This window comes from Bradyrhizobium sp. HKCCYLRH2060 (genome assembly GCF_051168135.1).
Classification (GTDB): Bacteria; Pseudomonadota; Alphaproteobacteria; order Rhizobiales; family Xanthobacteraceae; genus Bradyrhizobium.
The window spans coordinates 254877-271820 of sequence record NZ_JBNPUK010000009.1 but is presented as its reverse complement, the minus strand read 5'-3'; the positions used below and the strand labels follow the sequence as shown (position 1 = coordinate 271820).

The following is a 16944-nucleotide window of genomic DNA, read 5'->3' as shown; positions in this document are numbered from 1 at the left end:
GCGAGAGATCTTGTAGGTGACGTGATCTGGACCTGTGATGGCGTATAGCGAAGACCATATCGCGCTGGCGGCGGAATATGCGCTCGGGACGCTCGACGCCGCCGAACGGGCGCAGGTCGAGACCATGATGGCGGTCGACACCGATTTTGTCGCGCTGGTCCAGGCGTGGGAATTCCGTCTCGGTCCGCTCAACCAGATGGTCGGGCTGGTCGAGCCGCGCCCCGAGCTGTGGGAGCGCATCAAGGCCGAGATCGCGCAGTTGCGCGCGAACGCCGCGGCCGAGCCTGCGGCGGTTGTCGAGGTTTCGGTCGTCGTCGCTCCGCCGGAGCCGGAAACTGCCGAGGCTCCAGCGCTCGTCGCCGAAGCTCCGCCGGCCGATGTACCCAAGCTCGAGGCGCCAACCGTCGAGGTTGCCGAGATCGAAGCCGCGAAGATCGGCGCTCCCGCGATTCAGGTCGCTCCGCAAGACATCGGTGTCGAAGCCCCGGCCATCGCAGCCCGGCGAAATGCGCCTGCGACGGACGAGGTTGCGAACGACAACGCGAACATCGTTCGCCTCTCGTCCAAGGTCCGGCAGTTGCGCGCGGTCGCCAACATCATGACCGCGATCGCCGCCGTGCTGCTTGCGCTGGTGGGTGTCCAGGTCTACCGCCCCGACCTGCTGCCGCGGCCATTGCAGCCGAAGCCGCGAATCCAGACCGTCGAGGTCAAGGTGCCGGCCGTGCAGCCCTCGGCCCAGTTCGTTGCCCTCCTGCAAAAGGACGCGGCGTCGCCGGCGTTCATCTTGACCGTCGATGCCGCCAGCAAGAGCTACACCGTGCGCCGGGTCGGCGCCGCGCCGGAGCCGGGCAAGAGCTTCGAGTTGTGGCTCGTGTCCGACAAGCTGCAGAAGCCGCGCTCGCTCGGCGTGATCGGCGGCAGCGACTTCACCAGCCGTCCCGTTCTCTCGTCCTACGACGCCGACACAGTGAGTCGCGCGACCTACGCGGTCACGGTCGAGCCGGAGGGCGGGTCGCCGACCGGGCAGGCGACCGGGCCGATCGTGTTTACCGGCAAGCTGATCGAGACCGTGCCGCCGGCGCGTTGAGGCAAGCGGCCAAAAAGAAAACGCCCGTGGGGAGCGGGCGTTTTCAGTAGTCGACTTGGGGTTGGGTCTACTACATATCCACGCGGCCAGTTGGGGGGCTGTGAGAACCGCGTGAATTCCGGGAATTCCTGTCAGCGAACCAGCGACGTCTCCGAGCTCGTCACCGCAATCGGCTTGCCGGCCTTGATGACCTTTGCCGTCTGCGTGTAGTTCGGCTCCGCATTCAGTCGGGCCGAGATGCCGAGGCCGGCCACCGCGATGCCAGCCACGAGCGCAACCACCACGATCTTGAGGTGGGTCGTCCGATCCGCGCTGTAAATCGAGTGGTTCATGGAAGCCTCCTGCCGTCTTCCGTCCTTCGCTGATTCGTGTGAGCCGGGAGCGTTCCGGTTCATCGTCTCGCGTCAACTAACGTAGGAAACCTCAATTCTGTTTCGTAGGCCGCATCACAAGTGTGTGATAATGCGTGATGTCTCGCGATCGAAAATCGCTGAAATGTAACTTTGTATATCTATATCAATAATTTAAATGATTGTTCGGTGTTCGGATGAAACTTCGGCCACCTAACGCAAAATTAAGAAAACGTTTGCCTGTGGCGGTAAAGCAAGGGGTGGTCCTGCCGGTAAAAACGGCACAAGCCGGCGCCTAGCGCCGGCTCCCCGGATGAAACGCGCTCGGGAATCCTCGGTTCCGTCACACGCTGCCCACCGTCTTCAGCCGCGCCCGCGGATGAATCTCCGCCTGCGACAGCACCGTGGTCTGGGCGCGGAAGCGCTCGACCAGCGAGCGGACGAAGGGCCGGATCGCCGCCGACGTCACCAGCACCGGTGATTCGCCTTCGCGCGCGGCGCGCTCGAAGGCGTCGCGCGTGGCGGTCATGAACTCCGACAGTTTCGACGGCTGCATCGCGAGGCTGCGCTCCTCGCCCTGGCCGATCAGCGATTCCGCGAACGCCTGCTCCCATTTCGCCGACAGCGCGATCAGCGGCAGGTAGCCCATCGGCGAGGTGTTCTGCGCGCAGATCTGGCGTGCCAGGCGGGCGCGGACATGCTCGACGATCGTGGCCGGGTTGCGCGAGAAGGCGAGCGCGTCGGCGATGCCTTCGAGGATGGTCGAGAGGTCCCTGATCGAGATCCGCTCCGACAGCAGCAGTTGCAGCACGCGCTGGATGCCGGAGATCGTGATCTGCGTCGGCACGATGTCCTTGACCAGCTCGCTCTGCTCCTTCGGCAGCTCCTTCAGGAGCTTCTGCACCTCGCCGTAGGACAAGAGATCGCTCATATTGGCCTTGAGCAGCTCGGTCAGATGCGTCGACAGCACGGTCGCCGCGTCCACCACCGTGTAGCCCTTGAGCGTGGCCTCTTCCTTCAGGCCGGCGTCGACCCAGGTGGCGGGCAGGCCGAAGGTCGGCTCGGTGGTGTGGATGCCGGGCACCGCGACCTGGTTGCCGCCGGGGTCCATGACCATGAACTGGCTCGGCCAGATCTTGCCGGAGCCGGCGTCGACCTCCTTGATCTTGATGATGTAGGTGTTGGCCTCGAGCTGGACGTTGTCGAGGATGCGCACCGACGGCATCACGAAGCCCATCTCGATCGCCAGCGAGCGTCTGAGAGCCTTGATCTGGTCGGTGAGGCGGTCGGTGCCGTCGGGCGCGTTGACCAGCGGCAGCAGCGCATAGCCGAGCTCGATCTTGAGGTCGTCGATCTTGAGCGCGGCGGAGATCGGCTCCTCGGCGGCCGCGGCCGCGGCGGCGGCAGGGGCCGCAGCTTCTGCGGCGGCTTCCTCCGCCTTGGCCTCCTGCTTCTGCTTGCGCGCCTTGAACGCGAGCGCGGCGGCGCCGCCGCCGAGCGCCAGGAATGGAAGGGTCGGGATGCCGGGCAGCGCCGCCAGCACCAGCATCACCGCGGCGGACATGCCGAGCGCCTGCGGATAGCCGGAGAACTGCTTGATCAGCGCCTTGTCGGCGGCGCCGCTGACGCCGGCCTTGGAAACCAGCAGGCCTGCGGCGGTCGAGACGATCAGCGCCGGCACCTGGGTGACGAGGCCGTCGCCGACGGTCAGCGTGGTGTAGGTGCGGGCGGCCTCGGCAAAACCCAGGCCCTGCTGGGCGACGCCGATGATGATGCCGCCGATGATGTTGATGAAGACGACGAGCAGGCCGGCGACCGCGTCGCCGCGGACGAACTTCGACGCACCGTCCATGGCGCCGAAGAAGCCGCTTTCGTCCTCCAGCTCCTTGCGCCTGACCTTGGCGACCTTCTCGTCGATCAGGCCGGCGGAGAGGTCGGCGTCGATCGCCATCTGCTTGCCGGGCATCGAGTCGAGGTGGAAGCGCGCCGCGACTTCGGCGATGCGGCCCGAACCCTTGGTGATGACGACGAAGTTCACCGTCACCAGGATCGCGAACACGATGATGCCGATGACGAAATTGCCGCCCATCACGAAGTTGCCGAACGCCTCGATGACGTGGCCGGCGGCATCGGTGCCCTCGTGGCCGCGCGACAGGATCAGCCGGGTCGAGGCCAGGTTGAGCGACAGCCGCAGCATCGTCGAGATCAGCAGGATGGTCGGGAAGGACGAGAATTCCAGCGGCGCCTGGATGAACAGGGCGGTCATCAGGATCAGGATCGACAGGGTGATCGAGATCGCCAGGAAAAGATCGAGCACCAGCGAGGGCAGCGGCAGGATCAGCACCACCAGGATGGTGAGGATGCCGAGCGCCAGCGCGATGTCGCCGCGCAGGACTGCTGTCTTGAGGTCAGCGAATGAGAACCCGCCGGCCGGAGACCCCGCGCCTTGACCCGCCGTGACGTCGACCATGGCTTTCGCCCCTTCCCGCGGGCCGCGTCTGCCGGCCCCAAACGACTGCGCGGCGGCCGATGGGCCGCCGTTCCGAACCTGAGGTACCGCGCCGGCGTCCACGGAAGCTCTCCTCCGTCAACTGCACCCGCCCACGACACGCACGTTCCACCCGGCAATTTTTGCCCGGTGTATGGTTAGCGTTCGGTTAATGGCGGTTAACAAAAGGTTGCGGGAGGGGATGGGCTCTCCCGCCGCATCTTCGATGGGCCGCCGCGGTCGGGGGCCTCGCCCTTCGAGACGCCCGCCTTTCGGCGGGCTCCTCAGGGTGAGGGGAGGCGCTGTCAGGCTGCACGCCCGCCGACAAGCTCCGGTTCAAGCGCACGCTGAGCACGGTCGATGTCCAGCGCCGCTCTCGGAGCTCACCCCTCTCCATGAAGATGCTGTGAGCGTGTTCATGGTCAATGTGCAGCACCGCCTTTGGTGCCAGACCCTCATGGTGAGGAGCCGCGCAGCGGCGTCTCGAACCATGAGGCCCCCCGCCGCGCCCGACACCAAGCTGCACGAATGAGCGTGTTCTCGCAGACATGAGCGATCGTCTCCCGCGGCGCATCGCGCCCGAGCTGTGCATCAGGTCCGCCCTCGAAACAAATGGAGGGCGCAGGGAAGGCCGGGCGCTGGCCGCGCCCGTGGCCCGCCTGCAGAAAAAAAGCAGGCGGCAGTCACCACAGGTCTGGCCCGGAACACCCGGCCTTCCCTGCGCGACGGTTGGAACGGCTTATACGTGGTCTCCCTGGTGCGCCGGGCTTGTTGGCCACCATCCCCACGCGAAGCGAAGCTTCGTCGTGAGTTGATACCAGCGTCGGGGTATCAGGACCGCACGATTTCGCCGTGCGCAACGAACCGTTCGTCCGCGCGGCACGAGGCCACGCTGCGATTCGCTGCGCCCATCGCATCCCACCTCCCACGTCTCGTGACGGTCGCGACACGCCCCTCCGGCGGAAGCAGGACGGGGAGAGATATACATGATTTCGGAAAAAATGAAAGAGGAATATTTCGTCAAATCGAAATTCAGGTTTTCGGGTTCACCCGGTAGAGCTCCGCGCTCGCGCGTGGGACGGCTGCGCGCGTCGAGCAAAGCAATGTGGCCGTATCGTGCGGGTGGCACGGCGGGCGGCATCAAACTTTTCTGATCGCTGCGATCAGCGTTTGCGATTGGCGGTGAGGCACGTCGCTCTTTAGAAGTCTTCTAAATTAAATTCAGGAGAACCGAAGATGCATCCAACGAAGCTCCGCCGTCGTCTGCGGCTTACAGTGACAGCCGCTGGCCTCGTCGGGCTTGCATCGCTCATCGGGGTCGCTGCGCCCAAGGCGGAGACGCCGACACCTCCCCCAGCGCCGGCCTACATCCCGACCGTCAGCGACCTGATGATCGCGACCATCCAGCCGCGCCATCTCAGGCTTTGGATCGCCGGCCATAGCGGCAATTGGACGTTCAGTGCCTATGAGCTCGGCAATCTCAAGGGCGCGTTCAACCGGGTCAGCCGGGCGCAGCCGCTGGTCGAGGGCAATTCGTTCGCCGACATGACGACGGCCGTGACGCAGCAGCCGTTCGACGAGCTGGCGCAGGCCATCAAGCAGAAGGACATCGGCCGTTTCGAGCGCTCCTATGCCAATCTTACGGCGGCCTGCAATTCGTGCCACCAGGCGCTCAATCGCGCCGCGGTGGTCATCAAGGTGCCGCAGACCGCCAGCGTTGCCGACCAGGATTTCACGCCCGGCTCGGAGTGATCGCGGGGAGATGGTGTCTCGCCTACAGCCTCACGACGATCTTGCCGAAATGCGAGCCGGACCGGAGATGGGCAAACGCTTCGGGAGCGTCGTCGAAGTCGTAGACCCGATCGACGATCGGATGGATCGTGTGGTCGGTCAGGAATCGATTCATGGCCGTGAAATGTTCGACCGAACCCACGGTGACTCCGATGATGTCGGCATTCTCCCATTGCAGGCGGGCCAAGTCGGGCTTGGGGCCGAACCCCGTCAAGACACCGATCTGGACGATCTTGCCACCTGACGCGACCGACCGCAGCGAGCGGTCGTAGGTGCCGGGGCCGCCGAGTTCGAGGACATGACTGGCGCCTTCGCCATCCGTCGCTGTCATCACCGCGACATCCCAATCGGGCGTGTCGCGGTAGTTGATGAGGATCGAGGCGCCGAGCGCCCTGGCGCGGGCGAGCTTTTCATCCGAGGACGAGATGACGATCGCGCGGGCGCCCAGCGCGGTGGCGAACTGAAGGCCGAACAGGGCGACGCCGCCGGTTCCCTGGACCAGCAAGGTGGCGCCCTCGCCCATCCCGCCTCGGGTGACGAGGCCGTGCCAGGCCGTCACGGCGGCACAGGGCAGGGCCGCGGCTTCGATCGACGTCAGGTGCGCCGGCACCGCGACCAGCGCCGTTGCCGGCAGCACCACGTACTCCGCCAGCATGCCATCCATCGTGCTGCCGCCGAGGGATGACGGAACATAGCTTGCCTTGAACGGCCCGGAGATCCAATCGCGAAAGAACGATGCGGCCACGCGGTCGCCGGGGCGCCATTGAGCCACATCGGAGCCGACGGCATCGACGAGGCCTGCGCCGTCGGACAGCGGAACGCGGCCGTCGAAGCCGCCTTCACCTGCTCGGTCCAGGATCAGGAGGTCGCGGTAGTTGAGACTTGCCGCCTCGACCCGGATGCGGACCTCGCCGCTGGCGGGTTCGGGCTTGATGATTTCGGTGCGCACCAGGCGACCCGCGCCCGCATGGCCGTTCAAATGATAGGCTTTCATCGTTGCTCCCTTCACAAGTGGACTCCACTTGGATGAGCACGATCTGTAAGGTCTGACAGCACTGTCAGGGTCAAGAGGGTTTCAGATGAAGATCGGCGAACTCTCCCGGAGGACGGGAGTGAGCATCCGGATGCTGCGATACTACGAGGACGAGGGCTTGCTTGCGCCGCAACGGACCGCGTCCGGCTATCGCGACTACGGGCCGGCGGACGAGGAAGCCGTGCGCCGGATCAAACTGCTCGGCGCCGCCGGGTTGACCCTCGAGACGATCAAGCAGTTGCTCCCGTGCGTGCGCAACACCCGTCCGGACTTCCGGCCTTGCGACAATCTGCGACGCGTGCTGGCGCAGCAGGTCGGCCTCATCGATCAACGCATCGCGGCGCTCAGCCAGAGTCGGACGGTCCTCGCAGGCTTTCTATCGAGCGTGAACTGATCGCCATTCACCCGCCTGCCCAGGAGAGCCCGCATGAAGCTCTATTCGTTCTGGCGGTCGCTCGCGAGCTTTCGCGTCCGCATCGCGCTCAACCTGAAGGGCGTCGCCTACGAGCAGGTGGCGGTCGATATCGACCGGCAGCAGCATCGTGACGGCGGCTATGCCGCGCTCAACCCGCAGATGGCGCTGCCGGCGCTCGTGCTCGACGACGGCACGGTGCTGACGCAGTCGCTGGCGATCCTCGATTATCTCGACGAGGCCTGTCCTGGCGCTGCGCTGCTGCCTGGCGACGCCAAGGCGCGCGCGGCCTGGCTCAGGCACTGGGCCGCGGAGATGCTGGCCGCAGTCGAGGCCCAGCTCGCCGGCCATGCCGCGACCGGCCGGTTCTGCCATGGCGATGCGCCGACGATGGCCGACATCTGCCTCGCCGGCCACGCCGTCTTCGCGCGTAATCAAGGCCTCGACCTCGGCGCGACGCCGACGGTGCAGCGGGTGTTCGAGGCGGCGATGGCGCTGCCGGCCTTCGCCTCCGCCCATCCGCTGGCGCAGCCGGACACGCCGGCAGCGCTGCGCGGCAAGCCGGCGGCGTCGTAGCCTCCTCTCTTTGTTGAGCATGATCCTTTCGGAAAACCGGTTTCCACTTTTCCGGATCATGCTCTACGCCACCACCAGCAGCGCTATCGCGCCGGCTGGCTGCCGTCCCGTTTCATCCAGTCGCGGAACTGCTCGAACAGGACCCTGGTCTCGTCCTCGCTCATCCGCCGGCCGCCGGTCGGCGCCCGCGTGCTCATCCACGCGTCGAACTGCTGCTTGACGACGGCGCCGTCGGCCTGCGGCGGGCGCGTGCTGGCCAGAAGCTCCTCCGCGGCGCGGAAGCGGGTCCAGCCGGGCAGTGAGGAGGCGAGGTTGATCTCATTCCATTTCGGGTGGAACGGCGGCTGCTTGAACTGGTCGAACCGCTTGAACAGATAATCGACGAAGCGCGCGACGCGGCGGTAGCGTTCGGTCTCCGGCGGCCAGTTGTAGACCGCCAGCACCTGCGGCACGCCGATCGTCTCGACGCTCTCGCCGGGCTTGAGCAGATTGGGATAGTCCTGCGAGGTCAGCTTGGTCGGCACGTAGTAGTCCTGCAGGCTGCGCGCGAACGGAATCGGCAGGAAGTGGAAGCCCGGCTCGGGCTTGAACTTGGTGAACAGATCGGTCGGCTTGCCGGTGACGTGGACGACGCCGGCGATCTCGCCGCTGCGCATCTTCTCCAGCGCCACCGAATTGTTGATGAACACCTTCTCCGCGCCGATCTTGAGCCGGTCGAACACGATGCCGCCGGTGAGGTTGGCGGCGCTGCCCACGGTGTTGAAGGAGACCTTCTTGCCGGCGAGATCCTCCAGCGTCCTGATCTCCGGGCGGACGTAGACATGCATCTCGTTGATGTAGAACGAGCAGATGTAGCGGATCCGGTTCTTGATGTTGGCGAGCGTGCCGTTGCGGACGAACTCGTCGAGCACGTCGGCCGAGGTGATCGTGACGTCGACGCCGCGCAGATACAGCAGGTCCTCGATGTTCCCCAGTGCGCCGTAGGTCACCATCGGCAGCACGCGCAGGTTCGGCCGGTCGTCGAGCACCTTGGCCATCTCGGCGGCGAAGCGGATGTTGGTGCCTTCGAGCAGGCCGCCGGCGATGCCGACCGTCCATTCGTTGGACTCCTGCAGCTTGCCGCCTTCGCCGGCCGCGACGGCCGTCGCCGCCGCCGGCCTTCCGGTCCGCGCCGTCTGTGCCGTGGCTGGCAGCAACGGTGCCACCAGACTCAATCCCGCCGCAACGACGCAACTCAACACCGCGACCCGCATGCCCCAAATTCCTCCGTTGCCGGCCACACGGCGATCGTGAGGCACGGCCGATTTTCGCGCATTATCTCCCTGGTTGACGAATGAGGTCTACTACTCGCCGGTTGGTCGCAGTCGGGTCTGCTGCGAGGCGCATCATCGCCACCAAAAAGCCATAGGCTTGATTGCGCCTCGGTCTGGACGGAGAAACGCCGCGGTATCAGTCCGCGAGTCGTCGCCTGATCGCACCCGGCCGAAATGGCACAGTGGAAACCGGTGCAGCTTGCGGTTGTGGGGCCGTTTGTCGCTGGACGTTCGTGCGGCGGAGCTTCCCGGCCTGCTGCGAGATGCCGACCTCGGCGATGCCGGCGCGATCAGGCGCCGGTCTTGCCGGCCTTGGCGCAATAGTCCCGCCAGAACTGCCGGTAGCCGGCCTCGACGCAGCGCGTGTAGTTGGCGACGTCGCCGGCCGGCGAGCGCGCGACCAGGCCGGGCAGCTCGGGCCGCAGCTTTGCCAGCAGCTCGGGCTGCGCGGCAAAGCGCTTGGCGATCCGGATGTAGCCGTCGTCATCGCCGGCGACCCAGTCGGCGAGGCCGGCCGCGGTCAGGATGCCGCCCGCGGCGCGCGATGCCGCGCCGGCGCCGAGCTTGGCGACGACCGGCACGCCCATGTAGAGCGATTCGAACGTCGAGATGCCGCCGTTCTGCGGGAACGGATCGAGCGAGATGTCGATGCGCTCGTAGGATTTGAGATGCTCGATCCGCTCGCTGGCGCCGAGGCAGAGGATGCGCGCCTCGGGCACGCCCTGGGCGACGAAGCGGGCGAGCAGCCCGTCGCGCACCGCGGGATCGTTCAGCGCGAGATGCTTGATGACGAGCTTCGCGTCCGGGATCTCGGCGAGCAGCCGTGCCCACAGCGCGATCGCCGCGTCCGAGATCTTGTCGATGCGGTTGTAGACGCCGAAGGTGACGTGGCCGTTCGTCAGCATCGGCAGCGGCGACGGCGGAACGTCGCGCACCGGATCGATCGTGATCACCGAGGGCAGGTCGTGGACGTGCTCGGCGAACAGCGGCCGGACGCTCTCGGGCACCGTGACCGGATCGGCGAAGAAGTAGTCCATCGTGGCGAGGCCGGTGCCGGTGCCGCTGCCCCAGGCCGTGACCTGGATCGGCGCCGGCTTGCGCGCGAACACCGGCATGCGCGTGCCCGTGGTGTAGCCGGAGAGATCGACCAGGATGTCGACGCCGTCGGCCTGGATGCGGTCGGCGAGCTCGTCGTCGGAGAGGCTGGAGGCCTCGACCCAGACGTCGGCAATCGACTGGAACGTCTCGGTGTAGGAATCGTGCCGCGGCGAGGTCGAGTAGCAGTTGACCTGGACCTGCGTCTTGTCATGGCCGCGCAGCACCGGCAGGAAGGCGAACGCCGCCGAATGCGTGCGGAAATCGGCCGAGACGTAGCCGACGACGATGCGCCTGCCGGGATCGAGCGAACGCGGCGCGAGCTTGCGGCGCGGGAATTTCGAGCCGACCGCCATCCACCAATATTGCCGCGCCGCCTGCTGGACGGCGAAATCGGCGCCGGGCAGGAAGTCGAGATAGAAGATCTTCTTGGTGATCGCCTCGTCATAGTCGGGCTGCACCGCGAGCGCCTGGTCGAATTGCGCGATGGCGCCGGTGACGTCGCCGAGCCGGCCGCGGCAGGCGCCGAGCAGCGTGAGCGCGACCTGCGCCTTCGGATTGGTGTCGAGCACGCGCTTGCAGGCGGCCATCGCCTGCGCGACGTTGCCGTTGAGGATGCAGATCTGCGCCTTGCCCTGCCATCCCAGTTGCAGATGGGGATCGAGCGTCACGGCAGCATCGAAATCGGCCTCGGCTTCCGCCGTGCGGCCGGAGATCATGTAGAGCCGGCCGCGATGCGCCCGCAGCTCGGCATGGGCCGGGCGTGCGGCCAGCGCCGCATTCAAGGTCGCTTCCGCCAGCTCGTAATGGTGCAGCTCGAGATGCGCGAGGCCCTTGTTGACCGTGGCCTCGAAATGGTTCGGGTTGAACGCCAGCGCGCGCGCGGCGCTGGCGGCGGCGGCGTCCCAGCGCCGCAGCATCAGCTCGGCGACGCTGCGATTGCACCAGGCATCGACGTCGTCGGGCTTGAGCTCCAGGGCGCGCGTCGCAGCGGCGAGCGAGGCCTCGCCCTTTCCAATCCGCAGCAGCGCGATCGCGAGGTTGCGCAGGGTGATCGGCGCGTTCGGCCGCAGCGCCAGCGAGCGCTCCAGCGCGGCGCGCGCCTCCGCGTAGCGCTCGCAATTGATCAGCGCCCAGCCGAGATTGGACTGCGCGTCGGCGGAATTCGGCTCCATCGCCACGGCCTGGGTCAGGAAGGCGGTGGCCTCGGCGAAGCGCGCCGACGACACCAGCGACACGCCGAGCAGATGCATCGCATCGAAGCAGCCGGGGACTTCCTGCAGCAGCTGCGCGCACAGCGCCTGCGTCTCCGTCTGGCGCCCGGCCTGGAACGCCTTGTACGCCGCCGCCAACTGCGTCTCGACGAGCTTCTTCTGCTTCTTTTCCTGCCGTGCCTTCTGGAAGGCGCGCGAACCGACGGTGCTCAAGGACTTGGGTCTCCGGACAGACAGGACGGCAGGGCGTCGGATGCAGCGACGCGCTGCGGCCGGCAACCGGGCCGCCGCCATGCCCGGCGGCAGCAAAGCCCAGGATGTCCTGTGGTCGTCCGGTCGCCGGCCACGCGCAGGCGCGACGCGGCAAAGCTTGCCCGCGCCATGGTTAGCAAATGGTTAACGGCCGCGGCCGGAGCGCCGCGGGAGTCCTGTTGGGACGGGGTTGCCAAGCGCGGGTTTGCATCGATCGCCTTTCTGTTTCAACGGACGCAGACTTGCCTTCCCGCAGCGCATGGAGCCCGGGTTGTGCATGACGTCCGCCCTCGAACTAGAGGAGGGCGCAGGGAAGGCCGGGCGCTGGCCGCGCCCGTGGCCCGCCTGCGAAAAAAATGCAGGCGGCAGGTACCACAGGTCTGGCCGAACACGCCCGGCCCTCCCTGCGCAACGGTTGGAACGGCTTATACGTGGTCTCCCTGGTGCACCGGGCTTGTTGGCCACCATGCGCGACAACGCGCTTGCGCACGCCGCCGCGGGACACCAGCGTCGGGGTGTCAGGACCGCACGATTTCGCCGTGCGCAACGAACCGTTCGTCCGCGCGACCATAGGCCACGCTGCGATTCCTTGCGCCCATCGCATCCCACCTCCCACGTCTCGTGACGGTCGCGACACGCCCCTCCGGCGGAAGCAGGACGGGAGGAGATATACATGATTTCGGAAAAAATGAAAGAAGAATCTTTGGTCCGAAGGGAGTTTCGCTGTTTATCTCCCAGAGACTAGCTGATACTCGCACTGAGCGAGGTACGCTGAGATAAATTTTTCATTCGACTCAAGGGCGTAAAAGGCATGCCTGAGAATCAAACTCGTGGGCCTCACACAATCAACCTTACGCTCCATCCCGATGCGGTTGCGGCTCCAGCGCATCGAGCGGCCATGATCTGTCGTGAGGTTGTTGACCTATATTTCGATGCTCTTTCGAAAGCCGATTTATCTCAGCCGCCGGTCCCGCCGGAGGACACATTCTTCCGTTTCAGCATTAGCGGACCTGAAATGAGTGCGGAGCACCGTCGAGGTGTTCACGAGCGCTGGATTTTGTCTAGAGCATTCCAGGATCTGATGCGGGGAGTGAGAGCCTCTCTCGAGGAAGCCTATTTCTTCATTGAACTCTTTAGCTTGGAGAGAATTGTTGCGCCGTCTAGCGGCACTTTGGACGAAGTGCTTATGCCTTATCGAGCTAAGGCGCAGAAGTTAAACTTTCCAGATCTTATGGCGTACGTGAACAGTGCGCTAGACAGCCCCGTCGCATTCTCGGAGGCATACAGATCACTTCAGGCCGCACGAAATTGCCTGGAACATCGCGGGGGTATTGTCGGTCTACAGGATCTGGACTCGAGTGGTCTGCTAAAGATTAGTGTTCCCCGATTAAAAGCCTTTATTGAGAAAGACGGAGTTGAAATTGAGTTATTCAAGAACTTCTATGTCGAACAGGAGACGGTTCTCCAAATGAGGGCGGAAACGCGCGACTTGGTCTTTCGGCTGGGACAGCCGTTGCTAATAAGCGCGTCAGACTTCGAAGATATTGCATATGCATGCGCGAATTTCGGTACGCTATTGGCGCAGCAGTTGCCGAAAACGAGATCAAACTCCTAATCAGAGACTTCGAAATTGCGGATCAGTGCAGCATGATCCGCTGAGAATTCGGCTGAGCTGTCAAATTGAGCATAGGGGGCGAAAAGTCAGCGGCCGCCGGATGAGCTAGCGGTCGGTGCAGGTTGTGGCTGCGTGGCCACTTTACCAAGGCTGACCTCGCCGTTGGGACGCTTGAGCTGCCAGCCTTGCGCCGTCCGCGTCAGGTCGGTCGGCGCCTCCTTGTTGGTGTCGCTGCTCGCCTGCAGGCGTACGCGATTGTCGCCGATCCAGGTGTCGACCTCATATTGTTCGAGACCCTCCGGCTTGTAGCTCCATTCCAGCCGCGGCGTTTCGCCGTAGGAAAACATTCCGATCCGGTAATCGATGCCGCAATTGCCATCGTCGCGCGGATCGATGGTGATGAAGCGCTTGCCGTTCGGCGACAGGAAGGGACCGCTGCCGATGTTGAGCTCGGCGCCGGTGCGTCGGTTGACCAGCATCACGTAAGAGCACTCATAGGGCGTGACCAGCACGATGTAGTGCCGGTCGCCGACATGGCCGACCAGCCGGTAGCTGATGCAGGCGGCCTCGGGCCCCTCGGGCTCGCATTCCTTGGCATCGGTGATGACCTTGGTCTTGCCGTTGGCGAGCGCCAGCGTCAGCTTGCGGCCGTCACGCCGGGCGATGGCGGGCTGCTCCTTCAGACAGGCGCTCTCCTCCGGCGCTCCATTATGGATCTCAAGCGGCTGACACAGCGTGCGCACGTCGAAGAAACTCGCGCCTGCGATAGCTGCACGGGGCATGAGCGCTGGCAGTGCGGCGGTGACGCCGAGCGCCAGCACCGCGAGCGTCCGAATGGAAGCAAGTTGCATCTGGGATATTTGGTGCACGCGGCGGTTGGTCTTGTCCTGCGACGGAGGAGCCATCCGTTGCACGCGCTCTCATGTGGATCAAGCGCGAGGTGCAGGCGTGCAAGCGCGGTTCACTCCGTGCACCCGTCGACCAGCACCAGCCGGCTCGTCGTGGTCTGGTGCCGGATTGCGAACAGGTGCTGGATCTCGGGATCGGTGAGAAAGTCGGTCGCGTGCTGGCGCGACGGGAATTCCAGAATCACCATCCGCTCGGGCCTCCAATTGCCTTCGATCGGGGTGGGCACCGCGCCCTGGACGATGTAGCGGCCGCCATGCCTGGCGATGAAGGCGGGGATCCTTTCGATGTAGGCCTTGAACGACGCGAAGTCGTGAACGGCGAGGTCGAGGACGAGATAGGCTTTCATGGCATGCTCCGCGGGACGCGGCGGATCATACGATCGGAATAGCTGCGCAACCATCTCCCGCGCACGGGTCGGTGTGCGCTTCGTATGCCGCGATTCCCGAGCATTCGCGGACACGTTCCGTAGGAGGGCGGATGATGCAGATGCTCATCCGCCTTGCTGGCCCGCTCGGCGCCAGCCGGGTGGGCGGCCCTACAAGCTGCTTATTACGTCGCGCGATAGGCCTGCGGGATGACGAACACCTCGTCGGCGCGGCCGTAGCCGCCGTCGGGCACCTCCTCGATCAGCACCATCGTGTGAGGGCGCGCGGCCTCGCTGAAATAATCGACGAACAGCGCGGTCACGCGATGCACGATCTCTTCCTTCTGCGCCTTTGTCAGCGCGGCCTGCGGCACCTTGATGTTGGCGAACGGCATGGGGACTCCTCCGGTGTTGGGCCGGCATCGGCCGGCGAGTGAAAACGGCGCGGCGTCAGATGACGCCGCCATTGACGCGCACGACCTGGCCGTTGACCCAGCCGGCCTCCGGGCTCGACAAGAAGGCTACGACATCGGCAATCTCGCGCGGCTGTCCGAAGCGGCCGAACGGGTTCGCCGCCGCCATCGCGCGCAACTGCTCGTCGGTCTTGCCGTTCAGGAACATCTCGGTCTCGGTCGGGCCCGGCGCCACCGCGTTGACCGTGATGCCGCGCCGCGCCAACTCCTTGGCGAGGACGTGGGTCATCGCCTCCGTCGCGGCCTTGGTCGCAGCATAGGCGCCGTAGCGCGGCTGATACAGCCCGACCACGCTGGAGGAGAAATTGACGATGCGGCCGCCGTCGCGAAGCCGCCGCGCCGCCTCGCCCAGGGTGCGGAACACGCCTGCGACGTTCACTTCGAACTGGCGCGCAACATCGGCGTCGCTCAGCTCCGCGAAGGCGCCGAGCACCATGGTGCCGGCATTGTTGACCAGGATGTCGACGCCGCCGAACGCGCGCTCGGCGGTATCGAACAGCGCCGCCGCACTGGCGGGATCGGCGATATCGGCCTGCACGGCGCGCGCGCGGCCGCCGGCCGCTTCGATCTGCTGCACCAGTTGCGCCGCGGCCTGCCCGGCCTGGGCGTAGTTGATGACGACCGCGACGCCGTCAGCGGCGAGGCGTTCGGCGATGGCCGCGCCGATGCCGCGCGAGCCTCCGGTGATGATCGCGACCTGGGATGTCGTGTTGGGCATGGTCAGTCTCCCTCGCTTCAATGCGGGAAGACATAGCTGGTCGCTTTGCCCGTATAATCGGCGGCGGCTTGACATCAGATGTCGGCCTGCGCGAACAATCCCCATGGACCGCCTCGAGGCCATGCGTCTGTTCATTCGTGTCGTCGAGCGCCGTAGCTTCACGGCTGCGGCGGCCGATCTCGGCCTGCCGCGCTCGACCGCGAGCGAGGTGCTGAAGGAGCTCGAAGCGCGGCTCGGCGTCCGGCTGATCGAGCGCACCACGCGCCACGTCACCCCGACCCTGGACGGCGAGGAGTACTACCGGCGCTGGATCGGCATTCTCGCCGACATCGAGGAGGCCGAAAGCGCGCTGCGCGACGCGAGCCCGCGCGGCCTGCTGCGGATTGACGCCCACCCGCTGCTCACGCGGACCTTCCTGCTGCCGCACCTGCCGGCGCTTCTCGCCGCGCATCCGCAGCTCAACCTGCGCATCGGCCAGGGTGACCGCCTGGTCGATCTGGTGCGCGAGGGCGTCGATTGCGTCATCCGCTCCGGCGAGCCGGAGGCGAGCGGCATGGTCCAGCGCCGGCTCGGCACGATCGAGGAGATCACCGTCGCCAGTCCGGCCTATCTGCGGGCGCACGGCACGCCGGCGAGTCCCGACGATCTCGACGGCCATCGCATGGTCGGCTTCATCTCGTCGCGGACCGGCGAAGTGCTGCCGCTCGAATTCACCTGCGACGGCCGGCTGCGCCATGTGGTGCTGCCGAGCCGGGTCACGGTCAACAATTCCGACACGATGAGGGACCTCGCCCGGCTCGGCCTCGGACTGGTGCAGGCGCCGCGCTATCGCTTCGCGCCGGATCTGGCCGACGGCAGCCTGGTCGAGATTCTCAGCGACTGTCCGCCGTCGCCGACGCCGCTGCACGCGCTCTATCCGCAGAACCGGCAGATGACCTTGCGGCTGCGCGTGTTCCTCGACTGGATCGTCGGCATTCTCGGACGGGCCAAGCTGTAGGAGTGTCCCGTAGGGCGGCTCGCGTAGAGCGGATCAGCACAGCATGATCCGCCGCGCCTCCGCGTGCGCGGCGGAATGGCGGATGACGGCGACGCTCGTTCGCTTGCTGCTGTGCGATCTCACCGCGCGCAGCAGCCTCCACTCGCTGTCATTCCGGGGCAATCGTCAATGCGCAGCGCGAAGCGGCTGAGATTCCGGGTTCAAGGCCTGCGGCCTTGCCCCGGAATGACGATGGTTGTGGCGCAATAGGACCGATA

General features: G+C 65.8%; 16 protein-coding genes. 7 read left to right on the top strand and 9 right to left on the bottom strand.

The features are described 5' to 3' along the window. The first annotated feature begins 37 nt into the window (after positions 1 to 37). Positions 38 to 1087: an anti-sigma factor gene (locus ACQR10_RS19575; protein WP_434912046.1), complete on the top strand. Its 1050-nt coding sequence runs from the start codon at positions 38 to 40 to the stop codon at positions 1085 to 1087. 131 nt (positions 1088 to 1218) lie between these two features. Here the strand turns inward: ACQR10_RS19575 and ACQR10_RS19570 are convergent, their stop codons facing one another. Together ACQR10_RS19570 and flhA are read right to left on the bottom strand one after the other, a co-directional pair. After that, on the bottom strand, positions 1219 to 1419 hold the full coding sequence (locus ACQR10_RS19570) for a hypothetical protein (RefSeq protein WP_315803233.1): 201 nt from the start codon (positions 1417 to 1419) through the stop codon (positions 1219 to 1221). Between the two features lie 361 nt (positions 1420 to 1780). After that, positions 1781 to 3907 carry a flagellar biosynthesis protein FlhA gene (flhA, locus tag ACQR10_RS19565; RefSeq protein WP_316217546.1) on the bottom strand — a complete coding sequence of 709 codons (2127 nt, stop codon included), beginning with the start codon at positions 3905 to 3907 and terminating at the stop codon, positions 1781 to 1783. Positions 3908 to 4911: 1004 nt separating this feature from the next. Between flhA and ACQR10_RS19560 the strand changes: the two genes are divergently transcribed. Together ACQR10_RS19560 and ACQR10_RS19555 are read left to right on the top strand one after the other, a co-directional pair. Then, the gene (locus tag ACQR10_RS19560; protein WP_434912045.1) at positions 4912 to 5079 is read left to right on the top strand and encodes a hypothetical protein; all 168 of its coding nucleotides are present in this window, start codon (positions 4912 to 4914) and stop codon (positions 5077 to 5079) included. An 82-nt stretch (positions 5080 to 5161) separates the two neighbouring features. Beyond that, entirely contained in the window at positions 5162 to 5677 is a 516-nt protein-coding gene (locus ACQR10_RS19555) for a cytochrome family protein (protein ID WP_316217545.1), read from the top strand. A gap of 22 nt (positions 5678 to 5699) precedes the next feature. Here ACQR10_RS19555 and ACQR10_RS19550 read toward each other — a convergent pair whose 3' ends face one another. Then, a complete protein-coding gene (locus ACQR10_RS19550; RefSeq protein WP_316217544.1) occupies positions 5700 to 6710 on the bottom strand; it encodes a zinc-dependent alcohol dehydrogenase family protein in 1011 nt (336 codons plus the stop codon). Positions 6711 to 6795: 85 nt separating this feature from the next. On the opposite strand from ACQR10_RS19550, the gene ACQR10_RS19545 reads away from it, so the two are divergent. Together ACQR10_RS19545 and ACQR10_RS19540 are read left to right on the top strand one after the other, a co-directional pair. Continuing rightward, positions 6796 to 7143: a MerR family transcriptional regulator gene (locus tag ACQR10_RS19545; RefSeq protein ID WP_316177507.1), complete on the top strand. Its 348-nt coding sequence runs from the start codon at positions 6796 to 6798 to the stop codon at positions 7141 to 7143. 33 nt (positions 7144 to 7176) lie between these two features. Continuing rightward, on the top strand, positions 7177 to 7737 hold the full coding sequence (locus ACQR10_RS19540; protein ID WP_316217543.1) for a glutathione S-transferase N-terminal domain-containing protein: 561 nt from the start codon (positions 7177 to 7179) through the stop codon (positions 7735 to 7737). An 83-nt stretch (positions 7738 to 7820) separates the two neighbouring features. Here the strand turns inward: ACQR10_RS19540 and ACQR10_RS19535 are convergent, their stop codons facing one another. Then, the gene (locus tag ACQR10_RS19535; protein ID WP_316217542.1) at positions 7821 to 8990 is read right to left on the bottom strand and encodes a TAXI family TRAP transporter solute-binding subunit; all 1170 of its coding nucleotides are present in this window, start codon (positions 8988 to 8990) and stop codon (positions 7821 to 7823) included. Positions 8991 to 9340: 350 nt separating this feature from the next. Further along, positions 9341 to 11572: a tetratricopeptide repeat protein gene (locus ACQR10_RS19530; protein WP_316217541.1), complete on the bottom strand. Its 2232-nt coding sequence runs from the start codon at positions 11570 to 11572 to the stop codon at positions 9341 to 9343. Positions 11573 to 12422: 850 nt separating this feature from the next. Here ACQR10_RS19530 and ACQR10_RS19525 point away from each other — a divergent pair. Further along, on the top strand, positions 12423 to 13226 hold the full coding sequence (locus ACQR10_RS19525) for a hypothetical protein (protein ID WP_315826154.1): 804 nt from the start codon (positions 12423 to 12425) through the stop codon (positions 13224 to 13226). An 86-nt stretch (positions 13227 to 13312) separates the two neighbouring features. Here ACQR10_RS19525 and ACQR10_RS19520 read toward each other — a convergent pair whose 3' ends face one another. The 4 genes from ACQR10_RS19520 to ACQR10_RS19505 form a co-directional block, all read right to left on the bottom strand. Beyond that, complete coding sequence (locus tag ACQR10_RS19520; protein WP_316217540.1) at positions 13313 to 14077, bottom strand: hypothetical protein; 765 nt, start codon at positions 14075 to 14077, stop codon at positions 13313 to 13315. A gap of 110 nt (positions 14078 to 14187) precedes the next feature. Beyond that, positions 14188 to 14481, bottom strand: coding sequence for a DUF1330 domain-containing protein (locus tag ACQR10_RS19515; protein WP_316217539.1), 294 nt, complete (start codon positions 14479 to 14481; stop codon positions 14188 to 14190). Positions 14482 to 14684: 203 nt separating this feature from the next. Continuing rightward, entirely contained in the window at positions 14685 to 14894 is a 210-nt protein-coding gene (locus tag ACQR10_RS19510; protein WP_315803245.1) for a tautomerase family protein, read from the bottom strand. Between the two features lie 55 nt (positions 14895 to 14949). Next, entirely contained in the window at positions 14950 to 15690 is a 741-nt protein-coding gene (locus tag ACQR10_RS19505; RefSeq protein ID WP_316217538.1) for an SDR family oxidoreductase, read from the bottom strand. A 103-nt stretch (positions 15691 to 15793) separates the two neighbouring features. On the opposite strand from ACQR10_RS19505, the gene ACQR10_RS19500 reads away from it, so the two are divergent. Continuing rightward, entirely contained in the window at positions 15794 to 16687 is an 894-nt protein-coding gene (locus ACQR10_RS19500) for a LysR family transcriptional regulator (protein ID WP_316217537.1), read from the top strand. The last annotated feature ends 257 nt before the right edge of the window (positions 16688 to 16944 follow it).